Origin of the sequence: Halobacterium hubeiense (assembly GCF_001488575.1) — an archaeon.
Lineage (GTDB): Archaea > Halobacteriota > Halobacteria > Halobacteriales > Halobacteriaceae > Halobacterium > Halobacterium hubeiense.
Genome location: NZ_LN831302.1, coordinates 1433272 through 1458597, shown reverse-complemented (window position 1 = coordinate 1458597; position 25326 = coordinate 1433272). Strand labels below are relative to the sequence as shown.

General features: G+C 69.4%; 34 protein-coding genes. 20 read left to right on the top strand and 14 right to left on the bottom strand.

Going from position 1 to position 25326, the window contains the following annotated elements:
• Nucleotides 1–42: 42 nt before the first annotated feature.
• The 5 genes from HHUB_RS07595 to HHUB_RS07575 are packed head-to-tail and all read left to right on the top strand — an operon-like array spanning nucleotide 43 to nucleotide 3381.
• Nucleotides 43–747, top strand: coding sequence for an RNase P subunit p30 family protein (locus HHUB_RS07595; protein WP_059057030.1), 705 nt, complete (start codon nucleotides 43–45; stop codon nucleotides 745–747).
• Nucleotides 731–1333 carry a class I SAM-dependent methyltransferase gene (locus HHUB_RS07590; RefSeq protein ID WP_059057029.1) on the top strand — a complete coding sequence of 201 codons (603 nt, stop codon included), beginning with the start codon at nucleotides 731–733 and terminating at the stop codon, nucleotides 1331–1333. The genes HHUB_RS07595 and HHUB_RS07590 overlap by 17 nt, the downstream gene beginning before the upstream one ends.
• A complete protein-coding gene (locus HHUB_RS07585; RefSeq protein ID WP_059057028.1) occupies nucleotides 1330–1806 on the top strand; it encodes an Rpp14/Pop5 family protein in 477 nt (158 codons plus the stop codon). Before HHUB_RS07590 ends, HHUB_RS07585 begins: the two co-directional genes overlap by 4 nt.
• Nucleotides 1807–1808: 2 nt before the next feature.
• Nucleotides 1809–2597 carry an archaeal proteasome endopeptidase complex subunit alpha gene (gene psmA / locus HHUB_RS07580; protein WP_059057027.1) on the top strand — a complete coding sequence of 263 codons (789 nt, stop codon included), beginning with the start codon at nucleotides 1809–1811 and terminating at the stop codon, nucleotides 2595–2597.
• Nucleotides 2598–2655: 58 nt separating this feature from the next.
• Complete coding sequence (locus HHUB_RS07575) at nucleotides 2656–3381, top strand: ribosome assembly factor SBDS (protein WP_059057026.1); 726 nt, start codon at nucleotides 2656–2658, stop codon at nucleotides 3379–3381.
• 1 nt (nucleotide 3382) lies between these two features.
• Here HHUB_RS07575 and HHUB_RS07570 read toward each other — a convergent pair whose 3' ends face one another.
• Nucleotides 3383–3700, bottom strand: coding sequence for an FUN14 domain-containing protein (locus HHUB_RS07570; protein WP_059057025.1), 318 nt, complete (start codon nucleotides 3698–3700; stop codon nucleotides 3383–3385).
• Between the two features lie 102 nt (nucleotides 3701–3802).
• On the opposite strand from HHUB_RS07570, the gene hflX reads away from it, so the two are divergent.
• On the top strand, nucleotides 3803–5110 hold the full coding sequence (gene hflX, locus HHUB_RS07565; protein ID WP_059057024.1) for a GTPase HflX: 1308 nt from the start codon (nucleotides 3803–3805) through the stop codon (nucleotides 5108–5110).
• On the opposite strand, the gene moaC is transcribed toward hflX, so the two are convergent.
• Genes moaC through HHUB_RS07545 form a run of 4 tightly spaced genes read right to left on the bottom strand, consistent with a single transcriptional unit; the run spans nucleotide 5107 to nucleotide 8274 of the window.
• Complete coding sequence (moaC, locus tag HHUB_RS07560; protein ID WP_179204559.1) at nucleotides 5107–5598, bottom strand: cyclic pyranopterin monophosphate synthase MoaC; 492 nt, start codon at nucleotides 5596–5598, stop codon at nucleotides 5107–5109. The two genes, hflX and moaC, sit on opposite strands and share 4 nt — an antisense overlap.
• Nucleotides 5591–7027, bottom strand: a complete 1437-nt coding sequence (locus tag HHUB_RS07555; RefSeq protein WP_059057022.1) for a bifunctional ADP-dependent NAD(P)H-hydrate dehydratase/NAD(P)H-hydrate epimerase — start codon at nucleotides 7025–7027, stop codon at nucleotides 5591–5593. The genes moaC and HHUB_RS07555 overlap by 8 nt, the downstream gene beginning before the upstream one ends.
• A gap of 39 nt (nucleotides 7028–7066) precedes the next feature.
• The gene (locus HHUB_RS07550; RefSeq protein WP_059057021.1) at nucleotides 7067–7345 is read right to left on the bottom strand and encodes an acylphosphatase; all 279 of its coding nucleotides are present in this window, start codon (nucleotides 7343–7345) and stop codon (nucleotides 7067–7069) included.
• A gap of 38 nt (nucleotides 7346–7383) precedes the next feature.
• Nucleotides 7384–8274, bottom strand: coding sequence for a DNA-3-methyladenine glycosylase family protein (locus HHUB_RS07545; protein ID WP_059057020.1), 891 nt, complete (start codon nucleotides 8272–8274; stop codon nucleotides 7384–7386).
• 88 nt (nucleotides 8275–8362) lie between these two features.
• On the opposite strand from HHUB_RS07545, the gene HHUB_RS07540 reads away from it, so the two are divergent.
• On the top strand, nucleotides 8363–8749 hold the full coding sequence (locus HHUB_RS07540) for a DUF555 domain-containing protein (RefSeq protein ID WP_059057019.1): 387 nt from the start codon (nucleotides 8363–8365) through the stop codon (nucleotides 8747–8749).
• Nucleotides 8750–8799: 50 nt separating this feature from the next.
• Here the strand turns inward: HHUB_RS07540 and HHUB_RS07535 are convergent, their stop codons facing one another.
• Complete coding sequence (locus tag HHUB_RS07535; protein WP_059057018.1) at nucleotides 8800–9039, bottom strand: UPF0058 family protein; 240 nt, start codon at nucleotides 9037–9039, stop codon at nucleotides 8800–8802.
• A 136-nt stretch (nucleotides 9040–9175) separates the two neighbouring features.
• Here HHUB_RS07535 and HHUB_RS07530 point away from each other — a divergent pair, with 136 nt between their 5' ends.
• The gene (locus HHUB_RS07530) at nucleotides 9176–9574 is read left to right on the top strand and encodes a translation initiation factor IF-2 subunit beta (protein ID WP_059057017.1); all 399 of its coding nucleotides are present in this window, start codon (nucleotides 9176–9178) and stop codon (nucleotides 9572–9574) included.
• Here the strand turns inward: HHUB_RS07530 and HHUB_RS07525 are convergent, their stop codons facing one another.
• The 5 genes from HHUB_RS07525 to HHUB_RS07505 form a co-directional block, all read right to left on the bottom strand.
• Nucleotides 9575–9757 (bottom strand): DUF7836 family putative zinc-binding protein, encoded by a 183-nt coding sequence (locus HHUB_RS07525; RefSeq protein WP_059057016.1) that lies wholly within the window; start codon nucleotides 9755–9757, stop codon nucleotides 9575–9577.
• 49 nt (nucleotides 9758–9806) lie between these two features.
• Entirely contained in the window at nucleotides 9807–10199 is a 393-nt protein-coding gene (locus tag HHUB_RS07520; RefSeq protein ID WP_059057015.1) for a DUF2267 domain-containing protein, read from the bottom strand.
• Nucleotides 10200–10269: 70 nt separating this feature from the next.
• Complete coding sequence (locus tag HHUB_RS07515; protein ID WP_059057014.1) at nucleotides 10270–10572, bottom strand: hypothetical protein; 303 nt, start codon at nucleotides 10570–10572, stop codon at nucleotides 10270–10272.
• A gap of 73 nt (nucleotides 10573–10645) precedes the next feature.
• On the bottom strand, nucleotides 10646–10921 hold the full coding sequence (locus tag HHUB_RS07510) for an ArsR/SmtB family transcription factor (protein ID WP_059057013.1): 276 nt from the start codon (nucleotides 10919–10921) through the stop codon (nucleotides 10646–10648).
• Between the two features lie 66 nt (nucleotides 10922–10987).
• The gene (locus HHUB_RS07505) at nucleotides 10988–11272 is read right to left on the bottom strand and encodes a DUF357 domain-containing protein (RefSeq protein WP_059057012.1); all 285 of its coding nucleotides are present in this window, start codon (nucleotides 11270–11272) and stop codon (nucleotides 10988–10990) included.
• Nucleotides 11273–11363: 91 nt separating this feature from the next.
• On the opposite strand from HHUB_RS07505, the gene HHUB_RS16065 reads away from it, so the two are divergent.
• Nucleotides 11364–11915 carry an ArsR/SmtB family transcription factor gene (locus HHUB_RS16065; protein ID WP_082687200.1) on the top strand — a complete coding sequence of 184 codons (552 nt, stop codon included), beginning with the start codon at nucleotides 11364–11366 and terminating at the stop codon, nucleotides 11913–11915.
• Here the strand turns inward: HHUB_RS16065 and HHUB_RS07500 are convergent.
• Entirely contained in the window at nucleotides 11823–12857 is a 1035-nt protein-coding gene (locus HHUB_RS07500; RefSeq protein WP_059057011.1) for a hypothetical protein, read from the bottom strand. The genes HHUB_RS16065 and HHUB_RS07500 overlap by 93 nt on opposite strands.
• A 119-nt stretch (nucleotides 12858–12976) precedes the next feature.
• On the opposite strand from HHUB_RS07500, the gene HHUB_RS07495 reads away from it, so the two are divergent.
• The 3 genes from HHUB_RS07495 (at nucleotide 12977) to HHUB_RS07485 (ending at nucleotide 15139) form a co-directional block, all read left to right on the top strand.
• A complete protein-coding gene (locus HHUB_RS07495) occupies nucleotides 12977–14299 on the top strand; it encodes an FAD-dependent oxidoreductase (protein WP_059057010.1) in 1323 nt (440 codons plus the stop codon).
• A gap of 58 nt (nucleotides 14300–14357) precedes the next feature.
• Nucleotides 14358–14642, top strand: a complete 285-nt coding sequence (locus HHUB_RS07490; RefSeq protein ID WP_059057009.1) for a DUF7545 family protein — start codon at nucleotides 14358–14360, stop codon at nucleotides 14640–14642.
• 65 nt (nucleotides 14643–14707) lie between these two features.
• On the top strand, nucleotides 14708–15139 hold the full coding sequence (locus HHUB_RS07485) for a universal stress protein (RefSeq protein WP_059057008.1): 432 nt from the start codon (nucleotides 14708–14710) through the stop codon (nucleotides 15137–15139).
• A gap of 13 nt (nucleotides 15140–15152) precedes the next feature.
• Here the strand turns inward: HHUB_RS07485 and HHUB_RS07480 are convergent, their stop codons facing one another.
• Nucleotides 15153–15812, bottom strand: a complete 660-nt coding sequence (locus HHUB_RS07480; RefSeq protein WP_059057007.1) for a 2,5-diamino-6-(ribosylamino)-4(3H)-pyrimidinone 5'-phosphate reductase — start codon at nucleotides 15810–15812, stop codon at nucleotides 15153–15155.
• 102 nt (nucleotides 15813–15914) lie between these two features.
• Between HHUB_RS07480 and HHUB_RS07475 the strand changes: the two genes are divergently transcribed.
• The 6 genes from HHUB_RS07475 to HHUB_RS07450 all read left to right on the top strand — a co-directional run bounded on the left by HHUB_RS07475 (nucleotide 15915) and on the right by HHUB_RS07450 (nucleotide 23997).
• The gene (locus HHUB_RS07475) at nucleotides 15915–17183 is read left to right on the top strand and encodes a Single-stranded DNA binding protein (protein WP_059057006.1); all 1269 of its coding nucleotides are present in this window, start codon (nucleotides 15915–15917) and stop codon (nucleotides 17181–17183) included.
• Nucleotides 17180–18772: a hypothetical protein gene (locus HHUB_RS07470; RefSeq protein WP_059057005.1), complete on the top strand. Its 1593-nt coding sequence runs from the start codon at nucleotides 17180–17182 to the stop codon at nucleotides 18770–18772. The genes HHUB_RS07475 and HHUB_RS07470 overlap by 4 nt, the downstream gene beginning before the upstream one ends.
• Entirely contained in the window at nucleotides 18773–19510 is a 738-nt protein-coding gene (locus HHUB_RS07465; protein WP_059057004.1) for a metallophosphoesterase, read from the top strand.
• A 131-nt stretch (nucleotides 19511–19641) separates the two neighbouring features.
• Nucleotides 19642–20451, top strand: coding sequence for a hypothetical protein (locus HHUB_RS07460; RefSeq protein WP_059057003.1), 810 nt, complete (start codon nucleotides 19642–19644; stop codon nucleotides 20449–20451).
• Between the two features lie 92 nt (nucleotides 20452–20543).
• The gene (locus tag HHUB_RS07455; RefSeq protein WP_059057002.1) at nucleotides 20544–23372 is read left to right on the top strand and encodes a DEAD/DEAH box helicase; all 2829 of its coding nucleotides are present in this window, start codon (nucleotides 20544–20546) and stop codon (nucleotides 23370–23372) included.
• Nucleotides 23373–23520: 148 nt separating this feature from the next.
• Nucleotides 23521–23997, top strand: coding sequence for a fimbrial biogenesis chaperone (locus HHUB_RS07450; RefSeq protein WP_059057001.1), 477 nt, complete (start codon nucleotides 23521–23523; stop codon nucleotides 23995–23997).
• Between the two features lie 95 nt (nucleotides 23998–24092).
• On the opposite strand, the gene HHUB_RS07445 is transcribed toward HHUB_RS07450, so the two are convergent.
• The gene (locus HHUB_RS07445) at nucleotides 24093–24380 is read right to left on the bottom strand and encodes a HalX domain-containing protein (protein WP_059057000.1); all 288 of its coding nucleotides are present in this window, start codon (nucleotides 24378–24380) and stop codon (nucleotides 24093–24095) included.
• Nucleotides 24381–24475: 95 nt separating this feature from the next.
• Here HHUB_RS07445 and HHUB_RS07440 point away from each other — a divergent pair, with 95 nt between their 5' ends.
• The gene (locus HHUB_RS07440) at nucleotides 24476–25033 is read left to right on the top strand and encodes a GNAT family N-acetyltransferase (protein ID WP_059056999.1); all 558 of its coding nucleotides are present in this window, start codon (nucleotides 24476–24478) and stop codon (nucleotides 25031–25033) included.
• Between the two features lie 149 nt (nucleotides 25034–25182).
• Nucleotides 25183–25317, top strand: a complete 135-nt coding sequence (locus HHUB_RS17515) for a DUF7128 family protein (protein ID WP_059056998.1) — start codon at nucleotides 25183–25185, stop codon at nucleotides 25315–25317.
• Nucleotides 25318–25326 lie beyond the last annotated feature (9 nt).

Here is a 25326-nt window from a genome sequence, read left to right as displayed (position 1 = left end):
GGAACGCACGCGTTTTTACCGTCCGCCCGCGAACGAACGGTCGTGTACGAGGCCGTTCACGCCCACCCGGACGGCGACAGCACCGTCGCGCGGTTCGCCGCGACCGCCGCCAGCGTCGGCTACGACGGTGTCGTCGTGCGGAGCCGTTCGGACGCGCGGCCGGACGTGGACCACGACGCCGTCGCCGAGGAGTACGGCATCGACGTGGTGTCGGGCGTCGAACTCGACGCGGAGGACACCTCGCAGGCCAGCGGCGCCATCGCGAACCTCCGCGAGCAGGCGACCGTGCTGGTCGCGCGCGGCGGGACGCCCGAGCTGAACCGGTTCGTCGCCGAGTCCGAGCGCGTGGACGTGCTCGCTGGACCGATGCGCGGGAGCGGCGACGTCAATCACGTCGTCGTGAAGGCCGCCGAGCGCAACGCCGTCCACGTTGAGTTCGACTTCTCGAAGGTGTTGCGCGCCAGCGGCGGCGAGCGCGTGCAGGCGCTGCGCGGGCTGCGGAAGCTCCGCGAGCTCGTCGCCCACTACGACGCGCCGTACGTCGTCAGCGCCGACCCCGAATCCCACCTCCAGTTGCGCGCGCCCCGCGAACTGCTCGCGGTCGGCGAGGAGGTCGGGTTCGACCGCGACCAGATTCGAGCCGGGTTGGAAGCGTGGGGCGACCTCGCGGAGCGCAACCGCCACCGCACGTCCGAGGAGTTCATCACCTCGGGGGTCGAACGCGGCAGGTATGAAGAAGACAGTTGAGGAGCACGCCGCGCGCTTCGACGACCTCGCGGCCGACTACGACGAGGAGAAGTCCGCCGAGTACAACGAGTGCGTCGCGCTCGTCCTCGAGCATGCGAACCCCGACAGCGACGACACCGTTCTCGACTTGGGGTGTGGGACGGGCGCCATCGCGCTCGGGCTCGTCGAACAGGCGGGTCGCGTCGTCGGCCGCGACATCAGCGAGGGGATGATGGACGAGGCGCGCCGGAAGGCCGACGAGCGCGGCCTCGACAACGTGGAGTTCGGACAGGGCCAGTTCCGCGAGCCGAACTACGACGGCGAGGTCGATATCGTCACCTCCAATTTCGCGATGCACCACCTCAGCGACGCGGAGAAGCGCGAAGCCATCTCGGTCATCGCCGGCCTCGGCCCGCGGCGAATCGTGCTCGGTGACGTGATGTTCTTCGGGGAGCCGAACCCCGAGGAGCCGTTCTACAGCCCCGAGGTCGACGACCCGGCGACGGTGGGCGTGCTCGCGGACGCGTTCACGGACGAGGGCTACGCGCTCACGGCCGTCGAGATGGTCCACGAGCAGGTCGGCGTGCTCGTCGCCGAGAAGCGGTGAAACACCTCCCGAAGCACCTCCGGCCGCGGTGGCGGTACCTCGCCGTCGAGCTGGAGGCGTGGCCCGACGCGGACGTCTCGCAGGGGGACTTCCAGCGCAGCGTCTGGTTCGCCGCGCAGAACCTCTACGGGGACGCGGGAAGCGCGGACGCCGACCTTCGCGTGCTCCAGTTCGCCTTCGACGACGGCAGCGGGGAGGCGCTCGTCCGCGTTCGCCACGGCGAGGTCGAGCGCGGGCGGGCGGCGCTGGCGTGCGTCGACGAGGTCCGCGGCGACGCAGTCAGGGTGGCGGTACGCGGCGTCTCCGGCACGATACGCGCCGCTGAGGAAAAGTATTTAGGACGGCCGGGTGAACCCGCAGCCGAAGCCAGCGTCGCGTTCGCCGGGGACACCCGCCCGGCGCTCCGCCGGGGCGACCGCCTCGACGTCGACTGCGAGGACAGGTACGTGGGCGCGACGGACCTCGACTGCTAACCATGCAAGGACAGAACCAACAGCAGGCTTACGACCGCGGTATCACGATCTTCTCGCCGGACGGCCGCCTCTATCAGGTGGAGTACGCGCGGGAGGCAGTCAAGCGAGGCACGCCCAGCATCGGCGTGCGCACGGACGGCGGCGTCGTCCTCCTCGTGGACAAGCGCATCAGTTCGCCGCTGATGGAGGAGGCGTCCGTCGAGAAGATTCACAAGGCGGACAACCACGTCGGCATCGCGAGCGCCGGCCACGTCGCCGACGCCCGCCAGCTCATCGACTTCGCGCGCCGCGACGCGCAGGTCGAGCGCGTGCGCTACGACCAGCCAATCGGCGTGGAGACGCTGACGAAGGACATCACCGACCACATCCAGCAGTACACGCAGGTCGGGGGCGCGCGCCCGTTCGGCGTCGCACTCCTCATCGGCGGCGTCACGAACGGCGAACCCCGCCTCTTCGAGACGGACCCGTCGGGGACGCCCTACGAGTGGAAGGCCATCGCCATCGGCGAGGACCGCTCGACGGTGCAGGGCTATCTCGAAGACCACTACGACGAGTCGCTCCCGCTGGACGAGGGCGTCGAACTCGCGCTGCGCGCGCTCGGCGAGATTCGCGAGTCGCTCCAGCCGGAGGGCGTCGGCGTCGCGACCATCGACGCGGAGACCGGCGCGTTCATCGAGCTGTCCAACGACGAGATTCGGGAGTACCTCGTCGAGCACGACCTGCTCGGTGACGAGACGGCGGGCGACGCGGACGACGCCGACGGCGCGGACGACGACGCGACCGAGGAGTAGTCCCGGACGCGGTTCGCCGGGAAAAGCTCTTTTAAGTACACCCGTCGAAGTCACACGCATGATATCTCTCGACGAGGCGGTGACCGCGCGCCTCGAAACGCACGGCGAGCGATTCGAAGTGCTGGTCGACCCCGACGCCGCGCTCGCGATGAAACGCGGCGAGTTCGAGGGCGAACTGGAGGACGTCATCGCGGCGCGGGACGTCTTCGAGAACGCCTCCCGCGGCGACCGGCCCGCCGAGGAGGACCTAGAGGAGGTGTTCGGGACGACCGAGCCGATGGAGATTATCCCGGAGGTCATCGAGCGCGGTGAGATTCAGATCACCGCCGAGCAGCGCGAGGAGATGCAGGAGCGCAAGCGCCGCAAGCTCATCAACACCATCACCCGGAACGCCGTCAACCCCCAGATGGACAACGCGCCGCACCCGCCCGAGCGCATCGAGAGCGCGCTCGAAGAAGCCGGGTTCACCGTGGACCCGATGGAGCCCGCCGAGAGCCAGGTCGACGACGCGCTGGACGCGCTCCGGCCCGTGATTCCGATTCGCTTCGAGGAGGTGACCGTCGCCGTCAATCTGCCGCCGGACTACGCCGGCAGCGGGCAGGCCAAGATTCGGGAGTTCGGCGAACTCGACCGCGAGGAATGGCAAGCAGACGGCTCGTGGGTGGGCGTGCTGACGTTCCCCGCGGGGATGCAAAACGACTTCTACGACCTCGTCAACGAGGTCTCGGAGGGCGAGGGCGAGACGACGATAATCAAGGAGAAGGACGAACTCGACACGCGGTAAGCTATCCCTTCCGGAAGCCCAGCAGGAACCCGCCCGTGAAGCCGGCGCTGACCGACAGCGTCGAGAGGATGGTGTTCACCCACGACGGCGGCGCGGCGCCGTTGGCGGCCTGCGTGATGTCGAGGAAGCCACCGGTGAGGCGGTCCCAGTCGACGGTGATGATGCCCCGCGATTCGAGGAACTTGAACAGCGCGAGCTCGAGGCCGACGATGACCGCGATGAGCTTCGCGACCTTCTTCGCGGCGAAGCCGATGATGGCGCCGATGCCGGCGCCACCCCCGAACTCCAGCCCGAGCGAGGTGAGGTTGATGTCCGCCATGCTGGCTCCTCCGCGAGCGACCGGTAAGTCTCTTTTGTCAGCCCGAGTGACGAGTGGGCCGCGCCCGGGGCTTAAGTACCAGCGGCGCCTACCACGTGACAAGTGACCGGAACAACGACGAAGACGGCGGTCGTCGCCAAGCGCGTCGACGACGGCGAGGCCGACACCGCCGAAATCAGGGAGCTCGTCCGCGCCGCGGGCTACGAGGTCGGCGGCGAAGTGACCCAGACGCGCACGGCCGACCCCGCCCTCCAGCTCGGCGAGGGGAAAGTCGAGGAGCTGGCCGCGCTCGTCGCGGAGACCGACGCCGAGCGCGTCGTCTTCGACAACCGCCTCGGCCCCTACCAGACGTACAACCTCGGCAAGCAGCTCCCCGAGAACACGGAAGTCGTGGACCGCTTCCGCCTCATCCTCGACATCTTCGGCCAGCGCGCCAACACGCGGAAGGCCCAACTGCAGGTCGAACTGGCGGAGCTTCGCTACGAGCTGCCGCGCGCGGAAGCGAAGACGAGCCTCGCGAAGCGCGACGAGCGCCCCGGCTTCATGGGACTGGGCGAGTACGACGAGAGCCGCGAGCAGGACATCAAGGCCCAGATTAGCCGCATCCGGGACGAGCTCGCGAACATCGAGAAGACCGAACAGCAGCGCCGCGAGACGCGCCGCGAGTCCGGCTTCGAGCTGGTGGCGCTGGCCGGCTACACGAACGCCGGGAAGTCGACGCTGCTGCGCCGGCTCGCCGACGACCTCGACGTCGACGAGAACGAGCAGCTCCACCCCGACCTCGACACCACCGCCGAGTCGCAGGACAAGCTGTTCACGACGCTGGGGACGACGACCCGGCGGCTGGACATGGACCGCCGGGACGTCCTGCTGACGGACACGGTCGGGTTCATCAGCGACCTCCCACACTGGCTCGTGGAGTCGTTCAAGTCCACGCTGGAGTCGGTCTACCAGGCGGACCTCGTCCTGTTAGTGGTGGACGCCAGCGAGTCTATCGACGAGATTCGCGAGAAGCTCGTGACGAGCCACGACACGCTCTACGAGCGCAACGAGGCGCCCATCGTCACCGTGTTCAACAAGGTGGACAAGGTCGGCGACGACGAACTCGCCGAGAAGATGGAGGCGCTGTCGGCGCTCGCGCCGGACCCCATCGCGGTCAGCGGGAAGGAGGGCATCAACCTCGCGGCGCTCCGCGAGCGCATCGACGCCGAACTGCCGCCTCGCGAGCGGGAGACGCTCGTGCTCCCGATGACCGACGAGACGATGAGCGTGGTGTCGTGGGTCCACGACCACGCCCACGTCCGCGACGTCGACTACGGCGACGAGCAGGTCGTCGTCGACTTCGAAGCACTACCCACGGTCGTCGAGAAGTCCCGCGCGAAAGCCAGCGACCTCGTCGCGGAAGCCTAGAGTTCCCGCTTCTCCTTGCTGACGACCTCGACGCCCTCGATAGCGGTGCCCGGATACTGGCCGTCGTCGTCTTTCTCCGCGGCCTTCACCATGTCCCAGACGACGTTCAGGCCGGTCGTCACGCCCTCCAGGGCCTCCATCTCGCAGCCCGTCTTCCCGGTGGTCTCGACGGCGACCTCCAGCACGACGCGGTCCTCGCGCACGTCGAAGTCGGTCTCGACGTTCGTAATCGGAATCTGGTGGCACATCGGAATCGTCTCCCACGTGTGCTTGACCGCCTGCACGGCGCCGACGCGCGCGGTCGCGAGCACGTCGCCCTTCCCGATTTCGTCGCCGCGAATCGCCTCGACGGTCGATGCGGAGAGGTGAATCTCGCCGCGCGCGACCGCGCGACGCGCCGTGTCCGGCTTGTCGCCGACGTCCACCATCTGCACGTCCCCCTCCTCGGTGGTGTGCGTGAGGTCGTCCTCGGGAGCGTCGCTAGTCATCAGCACCACCCCACAGCGCCGCGGGGAGCGCATCCAGCAGGTCGGTGGCGAGCAGGCCGTAGCCGTGCTCGTCGACCACCCGGTCGCCGGCTGCGCCGTTCGCGTACGCGCCGACGCTCGCCGCGGGCACGGCGTCGAGCGCGGAGAACATCGCGGCCGTCGCGCCGGCGAGCACGTCGCCGGTGCCGCCGACGGTCATTCCGGGGTTCCCGGTGCGGTTGACCCGGGTCGTCTCGCCGTCCGAAATCACGTCGTAGGCGCCCTTCACGAGGACGGTCTGCCCGAGGTCCGCGGCGAAGGATTCGACCGCCTCGGCGCGCTCGCGCCAGTCCTCGTCTACTCGTCCCCCCATCTTCCGGAGTTCGCCCTGATGCGGCGTGCAGACGAGGTCGGCGTCCGTCTCGACCTCCGGGACGACTTCGAGCCCGTCCGCGTCCACGACCGCGCGGCCGTCGTAGGCGGCGAGGAACTGCCGGACCGCGGCGAGCGTCTCGTCGGCGTCACCGAGCCCCGGCCCGAGGACGACCACGTCCACGTTCGCGGCGCGCTCCAGAATCTCGTCGACGTGCTCGGGGAGCAGGCGCTTGCCGGCGTACGAGTCCACGATGAGGTTCTCGCTGTACCCCTGCACCGTCTCGGCGATGCTGTCGGGGACCGCGAGGTACGCGAGGTCCGCGCCCGCCCGCAGCGCCGCCTGCGCGCTCAGCGCTGGCGCGCCCGTGTAGGGCCCGCCGCCGACGACGAGCACGCGCCCGAAGTCGCCCTTGTGGGCGTGGGGGTCGCGTTCGAGCTGCTGGAGGTCGCCCGGGCCGACGAACAGCTCGGCGGCCTCCGGGATGCCGATGTCCGCGACCGTCACGTTCTCGCGGTCCGCGAGCGCGGGCTTGGTGTCGTGGAACGTCACCACGCGGTCCGCCTCGACGGCGACGCCCGGCGTCTCGCCGGTGTCGACGTCCATCCCGGAGGGCACGTCCACCGCAACGACCATCGCGTCCGCGTCGTTGATTGCCTCGATGGCCGTTGCCTCGGGTTCGCGGGGCGCGCCGGAGACGCCCGTACCGAGAACTGCGTCAACGACGACGTCGGGGTCCCCGAGGTTCAACGCCGCCGAGTCCTTGACGACCTCGGTGGGAATTTCGGCCTGCTGGAGCGCGTCCCAGTTCTCCCGGCTGATGTCCGTCGTGATGGTTTCGGGGCGCCCGAGCAGGTGGACGGTCACGTCGTACTCGCCGAGGAATCTGGCCGCGACGAACGCGTCCCCGCCGTTGTTCCCGCGGCCCGCGACGACGGCGACGCTCGCGCCCGCGTCGGCACTCTCGCGGACCGCTCGCGCGACGGCGTTCCCGCTGGACTCCATCAGCTGCTTGCGCGGCACGCCGACCGCCGCCGCGTTCCGGTCCACGGCGGCCATCCGCTCGCTGGTAATCATGTCCGAACGTTCGACCGGGACCGCCGTAAAAACTCCGCGTCAGCGCCGAATCTCGAAGCCATCGACGCCCTCGGGGTCGCCGTACTCGGCTTCGACGCCCTCGACGTTCGCGGCGGGACTGCCCTCGTGGCACCACTCCACCAGCGCCTCGACGTCGTCCTCGGGCCCCTCGAAGACGGCTTCGACGCGGCCGTCCCGGAGGTTCCGCACCCAGCCGTCGAGGCCGCGCTCGCGGGCCTGCTCGCGCGTGTTCGCGCGGAAGTAGACGCCCTGTACCTTCCCGGAGACCAGCACGCGTGCGCGAGTCCGGTCGCTCATGCGGTTGCGTGCGGCCGCGTCCGACAAAAATCTACGCGCTACTCGTCGCCGCCCGACCGGAGGTAGTGGAACAAATAGGTCTGCGTGTAGCCGGCGTACGGGCCGAGCTGCTCCCGAATCGCGCGGGAGGTGTCGGCGTAGTTGCCGCAGTCGCAGTCCGGGTAGTGGTCCTCGATGGCGGAGCGAATCCACGTGTCCAGCGGAACCGCTTCGAGGTAGCCCAGCGAGAACAACAGCACGCAGTCAGCGACCTTGTCGCCGACGCCCACGAAGTCGGTGAGCGTCTCACGCGCGAGTTCGTACGCGCGGCCCTCCACGTCCTGGCGGGTGAGTTCCCCGGTAGCGACCATCTCGGCGGTGCGCTGGACGTACGGCGCGCGGTAGCCGAGTTTCAGGTCGCGGAGGTCCTCCTCGGTGGCGGCCGCCAGCGCCTCGGGCTCGGGGAACGCGTGGACGGTCTCGCCGTCGTACTCGATCGGCTCGCCGTAGTGCTCGCGCAGCGACTCCTGCATCGCGAAGATGCGTTCGACGCGCATCTGCGCCGAGCAGATAAAGGAGACGAGACAGCCGAAGAACGGGTCGCGGACGATGCGGAGGCCGTCGTAGGCGTCCCACGCGGCGGTCGTGAGGTCGTCGTCGGTGGCGGCGGCGCGAATCTCGTGGAGGTCGTCGTTCAGGCCGAGCAGTTCGCGGACCAGCGGGTCGGCGTCGGTCGTGGACTGCCACTCGACTGCGGCGTCGGTCTGTCGGACTTCCACGACGTCGCCGTCGACGACGGTGCGGTACCACGCGCGCCCGCCGGAGGCGCCGTCGGTCTCGTACGTGGTGCCGTCGGGCCGCCACCAGAGGTACGTCTGTCCGCTCTCGAGGGTGGCCTGCACGTCGACCGCGCCCGCAATCTCGTCGGTCGGAATGGCGCCGCGCTCCATCTCGGGCGGGCTTGGCGGCGCTCGGGGAAGACGGGTTCGGTTCCGGGCCAACCTTCTTCTACATTGCGTGTGAACGTTCCACGTAGCCATGGACTGTAGGGTGGTCGTCGAGGCCGCGGTCCCCGTTTACGACGTCGAGACCCCCGACGAGGCGGTTCGCATCGCCATCTCGAAGACCGGCGAGCTGCTGAACCCCGACCTCAACTACGTCGAAATCAGCATGGGCGAGCGGTCCTGCCCGCACTGCGGGGACGAACTCGACCCCGCGTTCGTCGCGGCCGACGAGAGCCTCGTCGCGCTCGAACTGGAGATGAGCGTGTTCAACGTCGAGCGCGCCGAGCACGCCTCCCGCATCGCGCGCAAGGAAATCGGCCAGCGGCTGGAGAACATCCCGCTGGAGGTGCTGTCCGTCGAGGAGGAAGCCAGCGAGGAGGACGCGGAGAGCGGGGAGTCAGAGCGCGCGGACGGAGCGTAACGCTGTCGCTGGCGAGTTGGGTGCGCAGGGAGGCGTCGCGTGTCGCTACGTTAGTCGGCCTGAGCGGGGACGGCTTCCTGTTCTTCGGGTTCTTCCATCGCCGAAGTGATGCCGCCCGCGAGCGCGAAAACAGCCGCTTTGTGGTCGGTCTTCGATTTGTGAATGGATGTCGGTCGTACGCCGAGTTCCTCGTACTCGTCAAGAGAAATTTCGTCTGCCTCGCACTCCTCGTAGTAGTTCCCGACCTCTGCGAGGAGGCCGTGGAGGTGGATGAGCTCCTGCTTCTTCATGGCAGCCAATTCTAACGGTCACGGGGTTATAGTATTATCCTGAGAGGTGTTACCACGGCGCTCCCGAGAACCGGCCAAATACGGGGCGACCCGGGCTTTTGAAAGGCTTTTGTGCGGCCCGGTCCTTCGTCGGGGTATGGACTACGAGGAGCAACTCGACCGCGCGATGCAGCAGAAGCCCGACGTCGCGGGCAGCGAGAGCCGGTTCGAGGTTCCGGAGCCGAACGTCCGCGAGGAAGGCAACGTCACGGTGTACGAGAACTTCCAGGACACGCTTGACCGCCTCGGCCGCGAGCAGGACCACGTGCTGAAGTTCATCCAGAACGAGCTCGGGACCAGCGCGCAGATCGACGAGAACGGGCGCGCCCGGTTCACCGGCGAGTTCCGCCAGCGCCGCGTCGAGGACGTCCTCGACGAGTACGTCGAGACGTACGTCACGTGCCCCGAGTGCGGGCTGCCGGACACGAATCTCGAAGTCGAGGACGACACCGAGCGCCTCCACTGCGAGGCGTGTGGCGCGCGGTCGGTCGTCTAACTACTGGAGCCGCTTGAGGTTCTCGAGGTCGCGGTCGGTTCGCATGAACTCCGCCGTCCGCCGCGTCGCGTGACAGTTCGGACAGCTGAAGTTCTCGTCGTGGGTGGGCAGCTCGCTCGGCGTGCTCTCCCACTGCTTTTGACATTCAGGACAGACCAACTGCACGTACGCCTCGTGCGCCATGCTCCCCAGTCGAACGGCTGCCGGGAAAAAGCTTGAGGCCCGGTTTCGGTCAGTAGTAGTCGTCGGAGCCGACTAACTCGAAGAGGTCGTCGTAGTCGCCGGGGAGCTGGGCGGTGACGTCCTGCAGTTCGCTCTCGGGCACGGACTCGTCGACGACGTCCAGCACGACCTGCGCGTAGTAGGCGGCGTCGGCGTAGTCGGCGCTCGCGCGCTCGGAGACCCGCTGGACGAAGTCGTCGTAGTCGAATAGCTGCCCGGAATCCGCCTGGTGGAGGAAGACGTCGATTTCCATCGGGAGCGGGCCCGCGAGGTCGGACGCTTCGCCCGGCTGGAGTCGCTCGCCGAGCGTGGTGAGGACCGCGCGCGTGGCTCGGATGGCTTCGCCGCGGGAGGCCAGTTCGGCGCGGTGCTGGACCGCGCCGACGAACTCGTCGTGTTTCATGAACGTGTAGGGGTTCCCCCGCAGCCGAAAAATGACTGGTGGCCGTCCCGGGCGGTGCGTCGGGCCGGCGTCAGTCCCAGGTGACCCACAGCAGGAACGCGATGGCGGCGGTCTCCAGCAGCCGCAGCGCCATCATCGCGGTCGCGGAAATCGAGGGGAGGCCGCTGAACCACGCCGTCAGTTTGGCGTGCATCACGAAGTAGTAGAGCCCGAGGGCGTTCTCCCCGAGCAACAGCAGGCCGAACACCAGTAGGCCGAGCGCGTGTTTCGACTGTATCTGCCGGTAGTTGCGGGCCCACACGCCGCAGAGCGCGAGCAGCGCGACGACGTTGAGTGCCATCGCCGCCCGCGTCACGTCCGCCCAGACGGTCATCTACACCACCGTTGGCAAGACCGGTAGTTATACGCTTTCCCAAATTCGGCCGGTATTCCCCTAGGATCGTGCATCATTCGACCTCCTCGATGATTTCCTCGATGGTGTCCCAGTTGTCGCGGGCCGCGTCGGTCGGCAGGTACACCGCGCCGTAGTCGTCGCCGCTGGACTGCACGATGTCGTTCTCGACGAGCACGTCGAGGTGGTGGCGGACCGTCTTGTAGTCCAGGTCCAGGTCCTCCGCGAGCTGGTTCGCGTTTCGCGGCCGGTCGGCGAGCGCCCGCAGCAGGCGGACGCGGTTCGGGCCGCCGCGCGTCCCCGTCAACACGTACCAGAGCGCGGCCTCCATCGGCTACGCCGAGGCGGCGCAGTACCGTAAAACTACCCGAGACCGCGTGACGTGCCGGCTCCCGGCTCAGACGGTGAACAGGTGGCCAGTCTCGGGCACGTCGAAGAGCCCGATGCGAGCGCCGGCGTCCAGCCACGCGTGCCCGTAGGAGAACGCCGCGAGCGCGTTCACGGGGTCGTCGTGCTCGCGGAAGTGGCGGCCGTCGTCCAGATACGACTGCGCCATCTCCTCGCACTCGGCGGCGGCCTCGCCCAGCGGCGTGTCAGCGGGTGGTACGGCCTCGGCCTCGTCGAGCGCTTCGGCCAGCAGGCCCTCGTAGCGGTCCATCTTCTCGTGGAGGTCGGCGGCCATACCCGAGTGTGGGGCGACGCGGGGCGTAAGCGCTTGGGTGCGCCGTCGCGGGCGACAGAGTTACGTCTCGGGCTGTCGTGGTTGTGCGTGAATGTTTCCGCCGCAGGACGCCCACGCCGACGCGGGGCCGCGCGTCGTCGACCTGAGCGCAGACGACGGCGCGGCCGTGGACGCGCTGTCCTCCGAAACGGCGCGGGCCATCCTCGACCGGCTCCGCGAGTCGCCGACGACGGCGGCGACGCTGGCCGAGGTGACCGACACCAGTCCGCAGAACGTCCACTACCACCTCGACAACCTCGAAGCTGCGGACGTGGTAACGTCGGTGGACGCGGTGGACGACGAGACCGGCTGCGAGACCGCCGTCTACGCACCCGCGGGCGACCCGCTGGTCATCGTCTCGGGTGACGCGGACCGCGACGAACTGGAACGCGTGCTGGAGCGTGCGCTGGGCGCCGTCGCCGCGTTCGCGGTCGCCGGCGTGGTCGCGCAGCGAGTGCTCGCGCCCGCCCCGGAGTTCGTCGGCGGGGAGCACCTCGGCGGGTACGGCGTCTCAGTGCTCCCGGTCGGCGCGGCCGTTTTCACCGTCGGCGTCCTCGCCGCCGTCGCGTACGCCGTCGTCCACGCCCGACAGCTGGAGCGGTGAGTCGCCGCCTGCCGCGGCGGCCGCGACGCCGAGGGTCACCACGGCAGCCGGGACGTAGACGACGAGGTCGACGAAGGCCAGTCCGAACGGCGTCTGGCCGGGGAAGAAGGGGAGCGCGGCGAGCGCGAGGAACGCCACACCGCCGAGGCGGTCGTACCAGGATGCGTACCGGGCCCCGGCGACGGCGGCGAGGACGCCCGCGACGCCGAGGGTCGCGTGAATCGCGTCGAGGACCGCTGTCTCTCCGGTGAGCGGGGTTCCGCCCGGGACGCCGAACGGGACGACGCCGGCCGCGGTCAGCACTCCGACAGCGAGGCCGACGGCAGCGGCGACGACGCGCTCCGGGCTCTCGAGGACCGACTCGCTGCTCGCCGCCGCGGTGGACGGTGGGGCGCGAGCCGCCGACTCACTCGTCCGCGAGAGGCGAACGGGGAGCGCGACCCACGCGACGCCGTAGAGGCCGAGGCCGACGGGGAGCGACACCGGCGCGAGACCGAGCGCGGCCGGCCCGAGGACGGCGTTCAGGACGGCGCTCGCCGGGAGCGCGAGAACGAACGCTGCCGCACCGACGCGGTCCACGACGCCCGCGCGGCGGAGGACGACGGCGAGAAACGCCGCCCCGGCCCAGAGCGCGAGCGCGCCGCTGACCGCGACGGGCGCCACCGCGAACACCGCGACGAGGCCCGCCAGCGCCTGCTGGAGGAGTGCAGCGACCGTCAGGAGCGCGAGTCCCATCCACGAGAGCGCCGCGCCCGCTCGCCCGACCCGCCCCCAGTCCGCGCGGTAGCGGCGCCAGCACTCGAGGACGCCGAACGCGACGAGCACCGGGGCGACCGGCGCGACCGACCAGACCCACGCCACCGTACCGTCCAGCGGCGGGACGACCGCCCAGAGCGCACCGCCGACTGCGGCGAGCGCGAGGTTCCGACGTGACGCGTCCATGGGTCGCCGTTGGGCGACCCGGCACGTGTAGCTTCGGACGCGACAAACGCGCGTTTGAAGCACCGGCCAGCTTCCCGGCCAACACAACGTACAAACACCGCGGTCACCGACTAGTAGGTATGACTGACGAGCCCCGAGTGGAAATCTACACGAAGACGGACTGCCCGTACTGCGAGAAGGCGAAAGACCTCTTCGACGAGAAGGGCGTCGACTACGTGACGTACAACGTCACGGGCGACGAGGAGCTGTTCGCGGAGATGAAAGAGCGCGCGAACGGCCGCGAAACCGCACCCGAGGTGTTCATCGACGACGAACTCATCGGCGGCTGGGACGACACCCACGAACTCGACCAGAGCGGCGAACTCGACGAGAAGCTCGGCATCGCCGACGACAGCGCTGACGACGTGGTCGAGCACCGGAAGCTCATCATCACCGGGACGGGCATCGCGGCGCTGACTGCGGCCATCTACGCGGCGCGCTCGAACAACGACCCACTGCTGTTCGAGGGCGACGAGCCCGGCGGCCAGCTCACGCTCACTACCGAGGTCGAGAACTACCCGGGGTTCCCGGAGGGCATCTCGGGGCCGGACCTCATCAACAACATGAAAGAGCAGGCCAAGCGCTTCGGCTCGGAGCTCGAACACGGCGTCGTCGAGAGCGTCGATGACTCCCAGCGGCCGTTCCGCGTGGAGCTGTCGAACGGCGACGTCTACACCGCCGACGCCGTCATCGCGGCGTCCGGCGCGAGCGCGCGCACGCTCGGCATCCCCGGCGAGGACGAGCTGATGGGCTACGGCGTCTCGACGTGCGCGACCTGCGACGGCGCGTTCTTCAAGGGCGAGGACATGGTCGTCGTCGGCGGCGGCGACGCGGCCGCCGAGGAGGCGTCGTTCCTCACGAAGTTCGCGGACACCGTCTATCTGGTCCACCGCCGCGACGAACTCCGCGCGGAGGACTACTGGCAGGAGCGCATCGACGAACACGTCGAGGACGGCGACATGGAGGTCCTGTGGAACACGGAAGCCGTCGAGGTCAACGGCACGCCCGAGGACGGCGTCGAGGACGTGACGCTCGTGCGCCACCCCGAGGGCCACCCGACCGCGAAGCTCGACGACAAGGAGACCGAGCAGTTCTCGCTGTCGGTGGGCGCGTTCTTCGTCGCCATCGGCCACACGCCGAACACGGAGTACCTCGAAGACACCGGCGTCGAACTCGACGACGAGGGCTACATCGTCACCCACGGCGGCAAGGGCGGCGGGCAGACGCTCACCGACGTCGAGGGCATCTTCGGCGCGGGCGACGTCGTGGACTACCACTACCAGCAGGCGGTCACCGCCGCGGGCATGGGCTGTAAGGCCGCGTTGGACGCCGACGAGTACCTCGAAAGTGAAGTGAGCGCGAGCGCCGCGGAAGGGACCGAGGCCGCGCCCGCCGACGACTGAGCCAGCACCCCGCTCCCGTAACCACACGCATTTGAGTCGCGGTCCCGTCCGTGCGGGCATGGACGAAGCCACGTTCACCATCGAGGACCCGGACGGCGACACCGACGAGGTCACGATTCCCGCGCGACTCGTGGAGATCTTCAGCGAGGAGGACGACGACAGCGAAGCGCAGGTCGTCGGCGACATCGCGCTGATGGCGTTCGCACAGCGCGCCCACGCGCTCGTCCACCACAGCGAGGGCGAGCCCACCGAGGAACTGCAGGACGTCGAGCAGGCCACCCTCGACCAGTTCGAGGAGCGCTTCGGGCAGACGTACGCGGAAGCGACCGGCCACCAGCACTAACTCGTTTTCTACGGGCCGCTGACGCCGCCGAAGTACCTTTCTTCGACGCCGCCGACTAGCCGCGAGTGTATTCGACCATACTCGTGCCGACGGACGGCAGCGAGGGCGCGTCGGAGGCAGTCGGCGTCGCGCTCGCGTTAGCCGAGCGGTTCGACGCCGAGGTGCACGCGCTGTTCGTCGTCGACGAGCGGTTCGTCGCGACGGACTACGACCTCGTCGTCGAGGAAGCAGAGACCGAGGCCGAGCGCGCGCTCGACGCCGCCGGCGAGCAGGGCGCGGCGGCCGGCGTGGGCGTGGAGAAACACCTGCGAACCGGGCTCCCCCACGAGGAGATTCTGGACGCGGCCGACGACTACGGCGCGGACCTCGTGGTGATGGGCAAGCACGGCCGCAGCGGCCTCGACCGGTTCCTCAGCGTCGGGAGCGTCACCGAGCGCGTCGTCCGGCGCGCCGAGGTACAGGTCACGACCGTCCCCGTCTCTCGGGGCGGCGAATAGCGGTCGGTCGCCCTCAGCAGTCGTACTCCAAGAGGACGCCGTCGTCGATGCGCTCGACGCCCGCCAGTTCGAGTTCCGGGAAGTCGCGGACGAAGCCGTCGCCGTCGGCGAGCGTGGGGGCGTCGCGGCCGCCGATAATCTTCGGCGCGACGAATACGGAGAGCTCGTCCACGAGGTCGTCGGCGAACAGCGAGAAGATGAGTTCGCCGCCGCCCTCGACCATCAACGCCTCGACGCCGTGGGCTTCCAGTTGGTCGAGGGCGTCGGGGAGTTCGACGCGGTTCTCGCCGGCGACGACGACGGTCGCGCCGGCGTCTTCGAGCGTCTGCCGGTGCTCGCGGGGCTCCTCCTCGGCGACGAGGACGTACGTCTCCGCGGCGCCGTCGAGCACGCGGGCGTCCGGCGGCGTGCGGGCGTGGGAGTCCGCGACGACGCGGGCCGGCTGGGGGGAGTCGCCGCGCTGGTCGCGCTCGGCGACGAGGTCGGAGTCGTCGACGGTCAGTGAGGGGTTGTCAGCGAGCACGGTGCCGACGCCGACCATCACGGCGTCCACGCTCGCGCGCAGTTCGTCCACGCGCCGGAAGTCGGCCTCGCCGCTGATGACGACCTGCTCGCGGCGGCGCGTCGAGAGCTTGCCGTCCGCGCTCATCGCGGCGTTGACGACGACGTGCATACGCTGGGGAGGGGGCGGCGGTGGGAAACGCGTTTCGTGTTCGCTTCACGCGCGCCCGCTCGCGGGAACCCTTTTACGGCAGGCAGTCCGAACTACGGACGCATGAACATCGACGACCACGCCGAGGAGCTCGCCTCCGACCTCGGTGTAGACAAAGCGGAGGTCAAAGAGAACCTGCAGAACCTCGTGGAGTACAGCGTTCCCGTCGAGGAGGCCAAGCGCAGCCTCCGTCGGAAGTTCGGCGACGAGTCGGGCGGCGGCTCCAGCGGCCCGACCGCGGAGAACATCGTGGACGTCGGCCCCGACTCGGGCAACGTCACCGTGACCGCGAAGGTCCTGACGGCGGGCAAGCGCTCGATTCGCTACCAGGGCGACGACCACGTCATCGGCGAGGGCGAACTCGCCGACGAGACCGGGAAAATCTCCTACACGGCGTGGGAGGACTTCGGCCTCGAACCCGGCGACACCGTCACCATCGGGAACGCCAGCGTCCGCGAGTACGAGGGGAACCCCGAACTCAACTTCGGGGAGTCCTCGACCGTGAGCAAGGCCGAGGACCTCGACGTGCCCTACGACGTGGGCGGCGACCGCGACCTCGCGGACCTCTCGCCGGGCGACCGCGGCCGGAACGTCGAGGTGCGCGTGACCGAAGTCGAGACCCGGACCATCGACGGCCGGGACGGCGAGACCGAGATTCTGAGCGGCGTGCTCGGCGACGAGAGCGCCCGCCTCCCGTTCACCGACTGGGACCCCCACAGCGAAATCGAGGAAGGGGCGTCCGTCCGGCTCGAAGACGTCTACGTCCGCGAGTTCCGCGGCGTCCCCTCCGTGAACGTCTCGGAGTTCTCGACGGTGACGGCCCTCGACGAGCCCGTCGAGGTGGGCGGCCCGACCCGGATGGCGATTCGGGAGGCCGTCGAGCGCGGCGGCGCGTACGACGTCGAACTCGTCGGGAACGTCATCGAGGTCCGGGACGGCTCCGGGCTCATCCAGCGCTGTCCCGAGTGCGGGCGCGTCGTCCAGAAGGGCCAGTGCCGCCAGCACGGCGACGTGGAGGGCGAGGACGACCTGCGCGTGAAGGCGATTCTCGACGACGGCACGGACACCGTCACGGTGATTCTCGACCGCGAACTCACCGAGGAGGTGTACGGCGGCGACATCGAGGACGCGCGCCAGCAGGCCCGCGACGCGATGGACCAGACCGTCGTCGCCGAGACCATCGCCGAGAAGCTCGTCGGCTCCGAGTACACGGTCCGCGGCCACCTCTCGGTGGACGACTACGGCGCGAACCTCGAAACCCTAGAGTTCCGCGAGTCCGCCGACGACCCGGCCGAGCGTGCGCAGGCCTTCCTCGCGGAGGTGGAAGCATGAGCCAGTCGGAGGACGAGGAGGTCAACCGCCGCGAGGTCGCCTACCGACTGTTCGCCGCGGAGTTCGAGGACGCCGACTACAGCTACGCGGAGAGCGACGAGGAGCGCGCGCCGAACTACGTGGTGACGCCGACCGGCGCGCGCGTCAACCGCGTGTTCGTCGTGGGCGTACTCACCGAGGTCGAGCAGGTCAGCGAGGACGTCGTCCGGGCGCGGGTCGTCGACCCGACGGGCGCGTTCGTCGTCTACGCCGGCCAGTACCAGCCCGAGGCGCTGGCCGCGCTCGAATCCGCGGACACGCCGTCGTTCGTCGCGGTGACGGGGAAGGCCCGGACCTTCCAGCCCGACGACGCGGACGTCGTCTACACGTCCATCCGCCCGGAGGAGGTCAGCGAGGTGGACGCGGAGACCCGCGACCGCTGGGTCGTCACGACGGCCGAGCAGACCGTCGAGCGCGTGGCGACGATGGCGGCCGCCCACGAGCGCGTCGAGCGCGGTGACACGCTCCGCGAGATTCTGGAGGGCGCGGGCGTCCAGCACGGGCTCGCGGCGGGCATCCCGCTGGCGCTGGACCACTACGGCACGACGCCGGCGTACCTCGACGCGGTCCGCACGCTCGCGCTCGACGCCGCGCGAGTCGTCGCCGGCGAGCGCGACGAGGTCGGCGACCTCTCCGTCTCCCCGAGCGACGAGGGCGACGCCGACCTGACCTTCGCCGCGGACCTCGACGTGGACAGCGAGCCCAGCGAGGACGGCGAGGACGAGTCGGAGACCGAGGGCGAGCCGGTCACGGAGCCGGAGTCCGAGGGGTTCGGCGCGGACCAGCCCGACAGCGCGGCGGCCGAGGACGAATCACTGGACGAGCCCGAGGCGGAGGGCTTCGACGACGAGGAAGCCGAACCGGCGTCGGAGGCCGGCACAGAGCCGGAAGCCGGAGAATCTGAACCGGCCGAGGCAGAAGCAGCAGAGCCGGAAGCCGACGAGGCCGGCGACGAGGCGGAGCCCGAGAGCGAACCCGGTCCGGCCGCCGAGACGCCAGAGCCGGACGAAGTCGCCGCGGAGGCCGCGCCCGAGGAGGGCGAAGCGGCCGCGGACGGCGAGATGTACGAGCTCTCCGAGGAGGAGCGCGAGGAGGTCAAGGAGAACTACGACGTCGGCTTCTCGACGGGCACGGAAGTCCCGGACGCCGGCGAGTCCGACATCGACGTGCCCGAGCCCGACGAGGGCGAAGCCGCCGGAGAAGCCACCGACGAGGACGACCTCGGTGACTTCGACGCCGACGACGAGGCGTTCGACGAATCGCAGGAGGACGCCGACGACCTCGACGACTTCACGGAGGACGAGTACGACGAGCCTGACTCCGACAGCGAGGACGCCGAGGCCGGGGAGATGGACCTCGACCTCGAAGACTACGTCGTGGAGCTGATGGCCGAACTCGACGACGGCGACGGCGCGCTCCGCGAGACCGTTGTCGCGACGGCGGCCGACGAGCGCGACGCCGACGAGGGCGAAATCGAGGACGCCATCCAGGAGGCGCTGATGAGCGGGCGCTGCTACGAGTCCGGCGACGACCACCTGAAAGCCATCTAGATGGCGCTGGTGGAGCCGATTCCCGGCGAGCCCGCCGCGGTCGCCGACCTCGGCGACGAGCAGGCGCTCGTCGTCGCTGACTACCACGCGGGCATCGAGGTGTCGCTGCGGCGCGAGGGGCTGGAGGTCCAGAGTCAGGCCGAGCGGCGCCGCGAGCGCCTGCTGGACCTCGTGCGGGAGACGCGCGCGGACCGCGTCGTCTTCCTCGGCGACCTCGGGCACGCCATCGGCACGCCGGAGGGCGCCGAATACGACGAACTCGAAGCGCTGTTCGACGCGCTCGACGTGCCCGTGACGCTGGTCGTGGGCAACCACGACGGCGGGCTCGCCGACGAGTTCGGCATCGACGCGACGCCGCCGGAGGGCGCGCGCTTCGGCGACATCGGGTTCGCGCACGGCCACACGTGGCCCGCGCCCGAGGTGCTCGAAGCGGAGACAATCTGCGTCGGCCACGAGCATCCCACGGTCCGGTTGGAGGACGAGGTCGGCGGCGCGCGCGTCGAGCGCGCGTGGCTGCGCGGCCCGCTGGACGCCGCGCCGTTCGAGACCCACCACAGCGAGGCCATCGACGTGACGGGCGACCTCGCGGTGTTCCCGGCGTTCAACGACCTCTCCGGCGGAACGTGGGTGAACGTCGAGGGGCAGGAGTTCCTCGCACCGTTCCTCCCCGGGGCGTGCCCGGACGCCGAACTCTACCTGCTGGACGGCACGCGGCTCGGCCGGTATCGGGACGTCTGACCGGCCACAGCGCGCCGCCGGTCGGCGAGGGCCACGACGCTCCACGACGTGGGAGCCGACCCGGTCGGGGGTTCGTACGCGGCGAGTATTCACACAAATAATATGTGACTGCGTAGTGACGTTTCTCCTGTATGCGCCGCCCAGTACTGACGGTTCTCGTCTGCGCCCTCCTCGTCGCCAGCGCCGGCTGCGCCGGCGTGCTCGGTGGCGACCAGACCACCGATTCCGCGACGACGCAGCGACCGACGACCGATTCGCCCACCGAGACCGCGTCCGCCGAGCGGCTCGCGCCGGGCGTGACCACGGAGGAAGTGACCGACGCCCTCGCGCTCGTGGACGCCCACAGGGAGTCCCTCCGGAGCGGGTCGTTCGTCAAGCACGCCGGCGTCGAGTGGACGAACAGCTCCGAGAACGGGTCCCGGCGCGCGACGTTCCAGTACGACGACGAGTCCCACTGGAACTGGACCCGAGCGGGAGTCGATACGTACGGTCTCACGAACGGCACGCTCGGCCTGTACGCCGACGGGGAGCGCGTCCTGTCCGTGATTGCCGGCGACGGGAACGCCTCGTACGGCGTCCGGCGCGTCAGCGACGACGCGGGCGCACCGCCGATACCGCCCGCAGAACTCTTCCCGTCGTCGGTGTACGACCGCGACCTCCTGTACACGCTGTTCGGCAGCGATAACGTCACTGTCGAGCGCGGCGACGACGCGGCCGCCCGCGTCTCCGGGACGATTGCAGACGTGAAAATCGGCGAGGCGGCCGCCGAGAACGTCGAGTTCGACGCCGCGGTCACGGCGGACGGCGTGGTCCGGTCGCTGGACCTCTCCTACGAGCGGTTCGACCGCAGCGTCGAGCGCACCGTGACGTTCGAGCAGTCGACGGGCGACCCCGTGGAGCGGCCGGACTGGTACTCCGAAGCGAGCAACGGGACCGCCTGACCGCTCGATTTCTCTCCTCGCTCTCCGTGGATTAGCGGCGGCGCCGTCGCCCGGCAACGCGCTTATTCGGGTCCGAACCCTACGTTCGGGAGATGAGTGAGACGCGGGGGATGGACGCGTTCGCGCACCTCGGAGACGAGGTGCGGGCGGCGCTCTCCGAGCGCGGGTTCACGACGCCGACGGAGCCCCAGCGCCGCGCGATTCCCGCGCTCGCAGACGGCAAGAACGGGCTCGTGGTCGCTCCCACGGGGACCGGGAAGACGGAGACGGCGATGCTTCCAGTCCTCAACAGCATCGTCGAGGAGGGCGCGCCCGAGGGGTTCGCGGCGCTGTACGTGACGCCGCTGCGCGCGCTGAACCGCGACATGCGCGAGCGCCTCGACTGGTGGGGGGAGACGCTGGGCCTCGACGTGGACGTGCGGCACGGCGACACCACCCAGTACCAGCGCAAGAAGCAGGCCGACGACCCGCCGGACGTGCTCGTGACGACGCCCGAGACGCTGCAGGCGATGCTCACCGGGGAGAAGCTCCGGGACGGCCTCGCGGACGTGCGCCACGTCGTCGTCGACGAGGTGCACGAACTCGCCGGCGCGAAACGCGGTGCACAACTCTCGATTGGGATGGAGCGGCTCGTCGAACTCGCGGGGGACTTCCAGCGAATCGGGCTGTCCGCGACCGTCGGCGACCCGAAGGAGGTCGGCGCGTTCCTCACGGGCGGCCGCGGTTGTGAGATTATCGAGGTGGACGTCACCTCGAAAGTCGAGTTCTCGGTGCGCGAGCCGGAGGTCACCGACAGCGACGAGCGCCTCAGCAACGAGCTGATGACGTCGCCGTCGATGGCCAGCCACGTCCGGACGATTCGGGAACTCGTCGAGGAGCACGACTCCACGCTGATCTTCGTGAACACGCGCCAGACCGCGGAGGCGCTGGGCTCGCGGTTCAAGGAACTGGACGCCAACATCGGCGTCCACCACGGCTCCCTCTCGAAAGAAGCCCGCATCGAGGTCGAGAACCAGTTCAAGGCCGGCGACCTCGACGGCCTGCTCTGCACGTCCTCGATGGAACTGGGCATTGACGTGGGCCGCATCGACCACGTCGTCCAGTACTCGTCGCCGCGCGAGGTCGCGCGCCTGCTCCAGCGCGTCGGGCGCGCGGGCCACCGCCGCGACGAGGTGAGCCACGGCACCGTCATCACGGGCAGTCCCGACGACACGTTCGAGGCGCTGGCCATCGCGCGGCGGGCCGGCGAGGGCGACGTGGAGACGACCCAGATTCACCACGGCAGCCTCGACACCGTCGCGAACCAGATTGTGGGTGTCGTGATGGACTTCGGGGAGACGAGCGCGCGCCACGCCTACCAGATTGTGACGCGGGCGTACCCGTTCCACGACCTCGCCGAGGAGACGTTCCGCGAGGTCGCGATGGAGCTGCACAACAACCGCGTAATCTACGTGGACGACGAGGACGACACCGTCTCGAAGTCCGGGGGGACGTGGCAGTACTACTACGCGAACCTCTCGATGATTCCCGACGAGGAGACGTACGCCGTCTACGACATGGCGGCCGGCCGGCAGGTCGGGACGCTGGACGAGCGCTTCGTCGTGAACTTCGCGGAGCCCGGCGCCACCTTCGTCCAGCGCGGGGAGATGTGGCGCATCACGAACATCGACGAAGAGGAGGAGGAGGTCAACGTCTCCCCCATCGAGGACCCCGCGGGCGAGGTGCCGTCGTGGACGGGCCAGGAGATTCCCGTTCCCTACGAGGTCGCCCAGGAGGTCGGGGAGATGCGCGAGGTCGCGGCCGACCAGTTCGACGCTGGTGCGACCCGCGAGGGAGTGGCGCGGGAGTTCACGGCGCGCTACCCGACTGACGAGTACACCGCCGGCGAGGCGCTCGAACAGGTCGAGTACCACGTCGACGGCGGGCACGCGATGCCCAGCGACGACCGCATCGTCGTCGAACAGGAGGGCCGCACAATCGTCGTGAACGCGGCGCTCGGGCACGAGGCCAACGAGACCTTGGGTCGGCTGCTCTCGGCCCTGCTCGGCCAGCGCACCGGCTCCTCGGTGGGGCTGGACGTCGGCCCGTACCGCGTCGAGTTGGACGTGCCGGCGCGCATCAGCGCGAACGACGTGGTGGACCTCCTCCGGGAGACGGACCCCGAGCACGTCGAGCCGCTGCTGGAGTTGAGCCTCAAGCAGTCCGAGACGCTGAAGTTCACGCTCGCGCAGGTCGCCGCGAAGTTCGGCGCGCTCAAGCGCTGGAAGGGCCGGGACGGCGTCGGCCTCTCCCGCTTGCTCGGCGCGCTCGAAGACACGCCGGTCTACGACGAGGCCGTCCGCGAGGTATTCCACAGGGACCTCGACGTCGAGCGCGCGAGCGAGGTGCTGGACGCGATTCAGGCCGGCGACCTCGACGTCGCCATCGTCGGCGAGCGCACGACCGTCGGCGTCGGGGGCCGGTCCTCGGGGACGGAACTGCTCACGCCCGAGAACGCGGACGCAAGCGTCGTGCAGGCAGTCGAGGAGCGCATCCAGGACGACCGCGTGAAGCTGTTCTGCACGCACTGCGAGGACTGGGAGCACGAGACGAAAGTCCGGCGCGTCGGCGACCAGCCCGAGTGCCCGCACTGCGGGTCCACCAGAATCGCGGCGCTGTCGCCGTGGGCCGACGACGCGGTGAAAGCGGTGCGCGCCGACGACAAGGACGACGAGCAACGCGACCGCACCGAGCGCGTGTTCCGGAACGCCAGCATCGTCCAGAGCCACGGCAAGAAGGCGGTCATCGCGCTGTCCGCGCGCGGCGTCGGCCCCCGGAACGCCGCCCGCGTCATCAACCGCCACCGCGAGAACGACGAGGACTTCTACCGGGACATCCTCGAACGCGAGCGCGAGTACGCCCGCACCAAGGCGTTCTGGTAGTCAGCGGTAGCTTCTGGGCAGTTCGGTACTCAGAATCCGGGACCGGAGCGTCGGCGTCGGTAAGCGAGAGTGCGGACGTTCCGGTTATTTCCATCCGAGTTCTCAAACTCGCAAAAGATACTTATCGGCAGTTATCCGAACCTAGGCTGTGAATCGTCGTGCCCTCCTCGCATCGCTCGGCGTAATTGGCTTCTCGGGCCTCGCCGGCTGTGCTGTCTTCCAAAGTGGCGACGTCCCCGCCGGGAGCCTCCAGTTCGAGAATCGGGACGACCTCCCACACGTCGTCGGAATCTCGGTCGTAGACGTCGGCACCGACGGAGGAGCGGACGCTGATGGATACAGCGTCTCCGGTGACGTGACCGTGCGTCCCCAGCAACGGGAACTGACTGCCTCGTCGTCGGTCGCTCCCGGTGAGACACAGACGTTCAGAAACATCTTCTCGGAATCCGTGTACTACTTGGTCGAGTTCACAATCGACGGCGACGTTCCCGAGAACGCCGGGCGCGTTCCGTTCAATCCGTCCACCCGAAAGTACGACAACTTCCTGAGAGGCGTCGTCTCTGCATCGGGGGAGCTCTCGTGGACGATAAGTACGACGGACAATGCCGGACGATTCGAACAGTAGGTCAACGCGCCCGTGACAGGCGATAGACACACCCGCTGTACGTCGCGGTGTTCTCACCCGCCCGCCGAGCGGAGAACCCGCGTCGAAAAGGACTGCTAGAGGTCGCGGAACGCGGCTTCGAGGTCGTCGTCGTCCATCCCGCCGACGGCGTCGTCGAGGTCGGTGTCCAGTTCCTCGCGGCGCGCGACGAGCTGTCGGTAGGTGTCGTTGTCCTCGAGTTCGGAGGCGCGCTTCTCGGACTCCAGCGTCGCGATTTTCCGGGAGATCGCGAAGAACTGGCGGGACTGGTCGCCGAACGACGACAGCCCCAGCAGTTTCTCGACGAGCGTCCGGAAGAACGACTCGTCCTCGACGACCCCCGCCGGTTCGGTGTCGGTGCTCATCGCAGTTACCAGACACACGGCGACCAGCCGGATTACTCTGACGACGGTCCCGCGGAACCGCAACGCGTTCCACGCGCCAGCCCCCAGCAGCAGCTATGGGCGAGGACACGCGCTACCTGCTGTGGCCGGACGGCCTGCGACCGCCGGACGTCGACGTACCGGAAGGCTACGCGCTCCGCACGAGCAGCCTGACCGGGCGCGACCGCGAGGCCGTCGAAGGCTTGCTCGAAACCGGCGGCTGGGAGGACGGCGTCGCTCCGCTCCGGGACCGCGCGCTGCCGAACGGCGCGTTCGTCGCCGTCGAGCGCGCGACCAACGCCGTCGTCGGGACGTGTTCGGCGATACACGAGCCGGACTCCGGCGACCACTACTTCCCGTTCGGCGGCGCGCTCTCGTCGCTCGTCGTCGACTCCGCCCACCGCCGCGAAGGACTCGGGCGCGCGCTCGCCGCCGCGGCCACCCGCCGGCTACTCGACGCCGGCTACGACAGCGTGCGCGTCGGCGTCCGAACCGACCGGTATCCCGCGCTCGCGCTGTTCCTGAACGCCGGCTACGCGCCCTGCATCCTCGACGAGAACGACGTCGGTCGGTGGCGCGACGTCTTCGACCACCTCGGACTGCCGTTCGACCCCGAGCGCTGCATCCGGCCCTAGTCGAGCGCCGGGCGTCCGCGTCGCCGGGGCTGGGCGGCCGCTGCCGCGTCACCGGGTGGACGTGCCCGGCGAAAACGCCGTCCGTCGAGGGAGAATCCGGCGTCTCGGCGGGGGCAACGGTTTTTAGCTCGGGCGACGCAGACGCACACATGGTCGAGGAGACTGAGCGCGACGACATGCTCTGGTACCGCTGCGAAGAGTGCGGACTGATGTTCGACGACCAGGGGGACGCCGAACAGCACGAACAGAACTGTGACGCCGAAGACCCCTCCTACCTCCAGTAGCGGACGCCG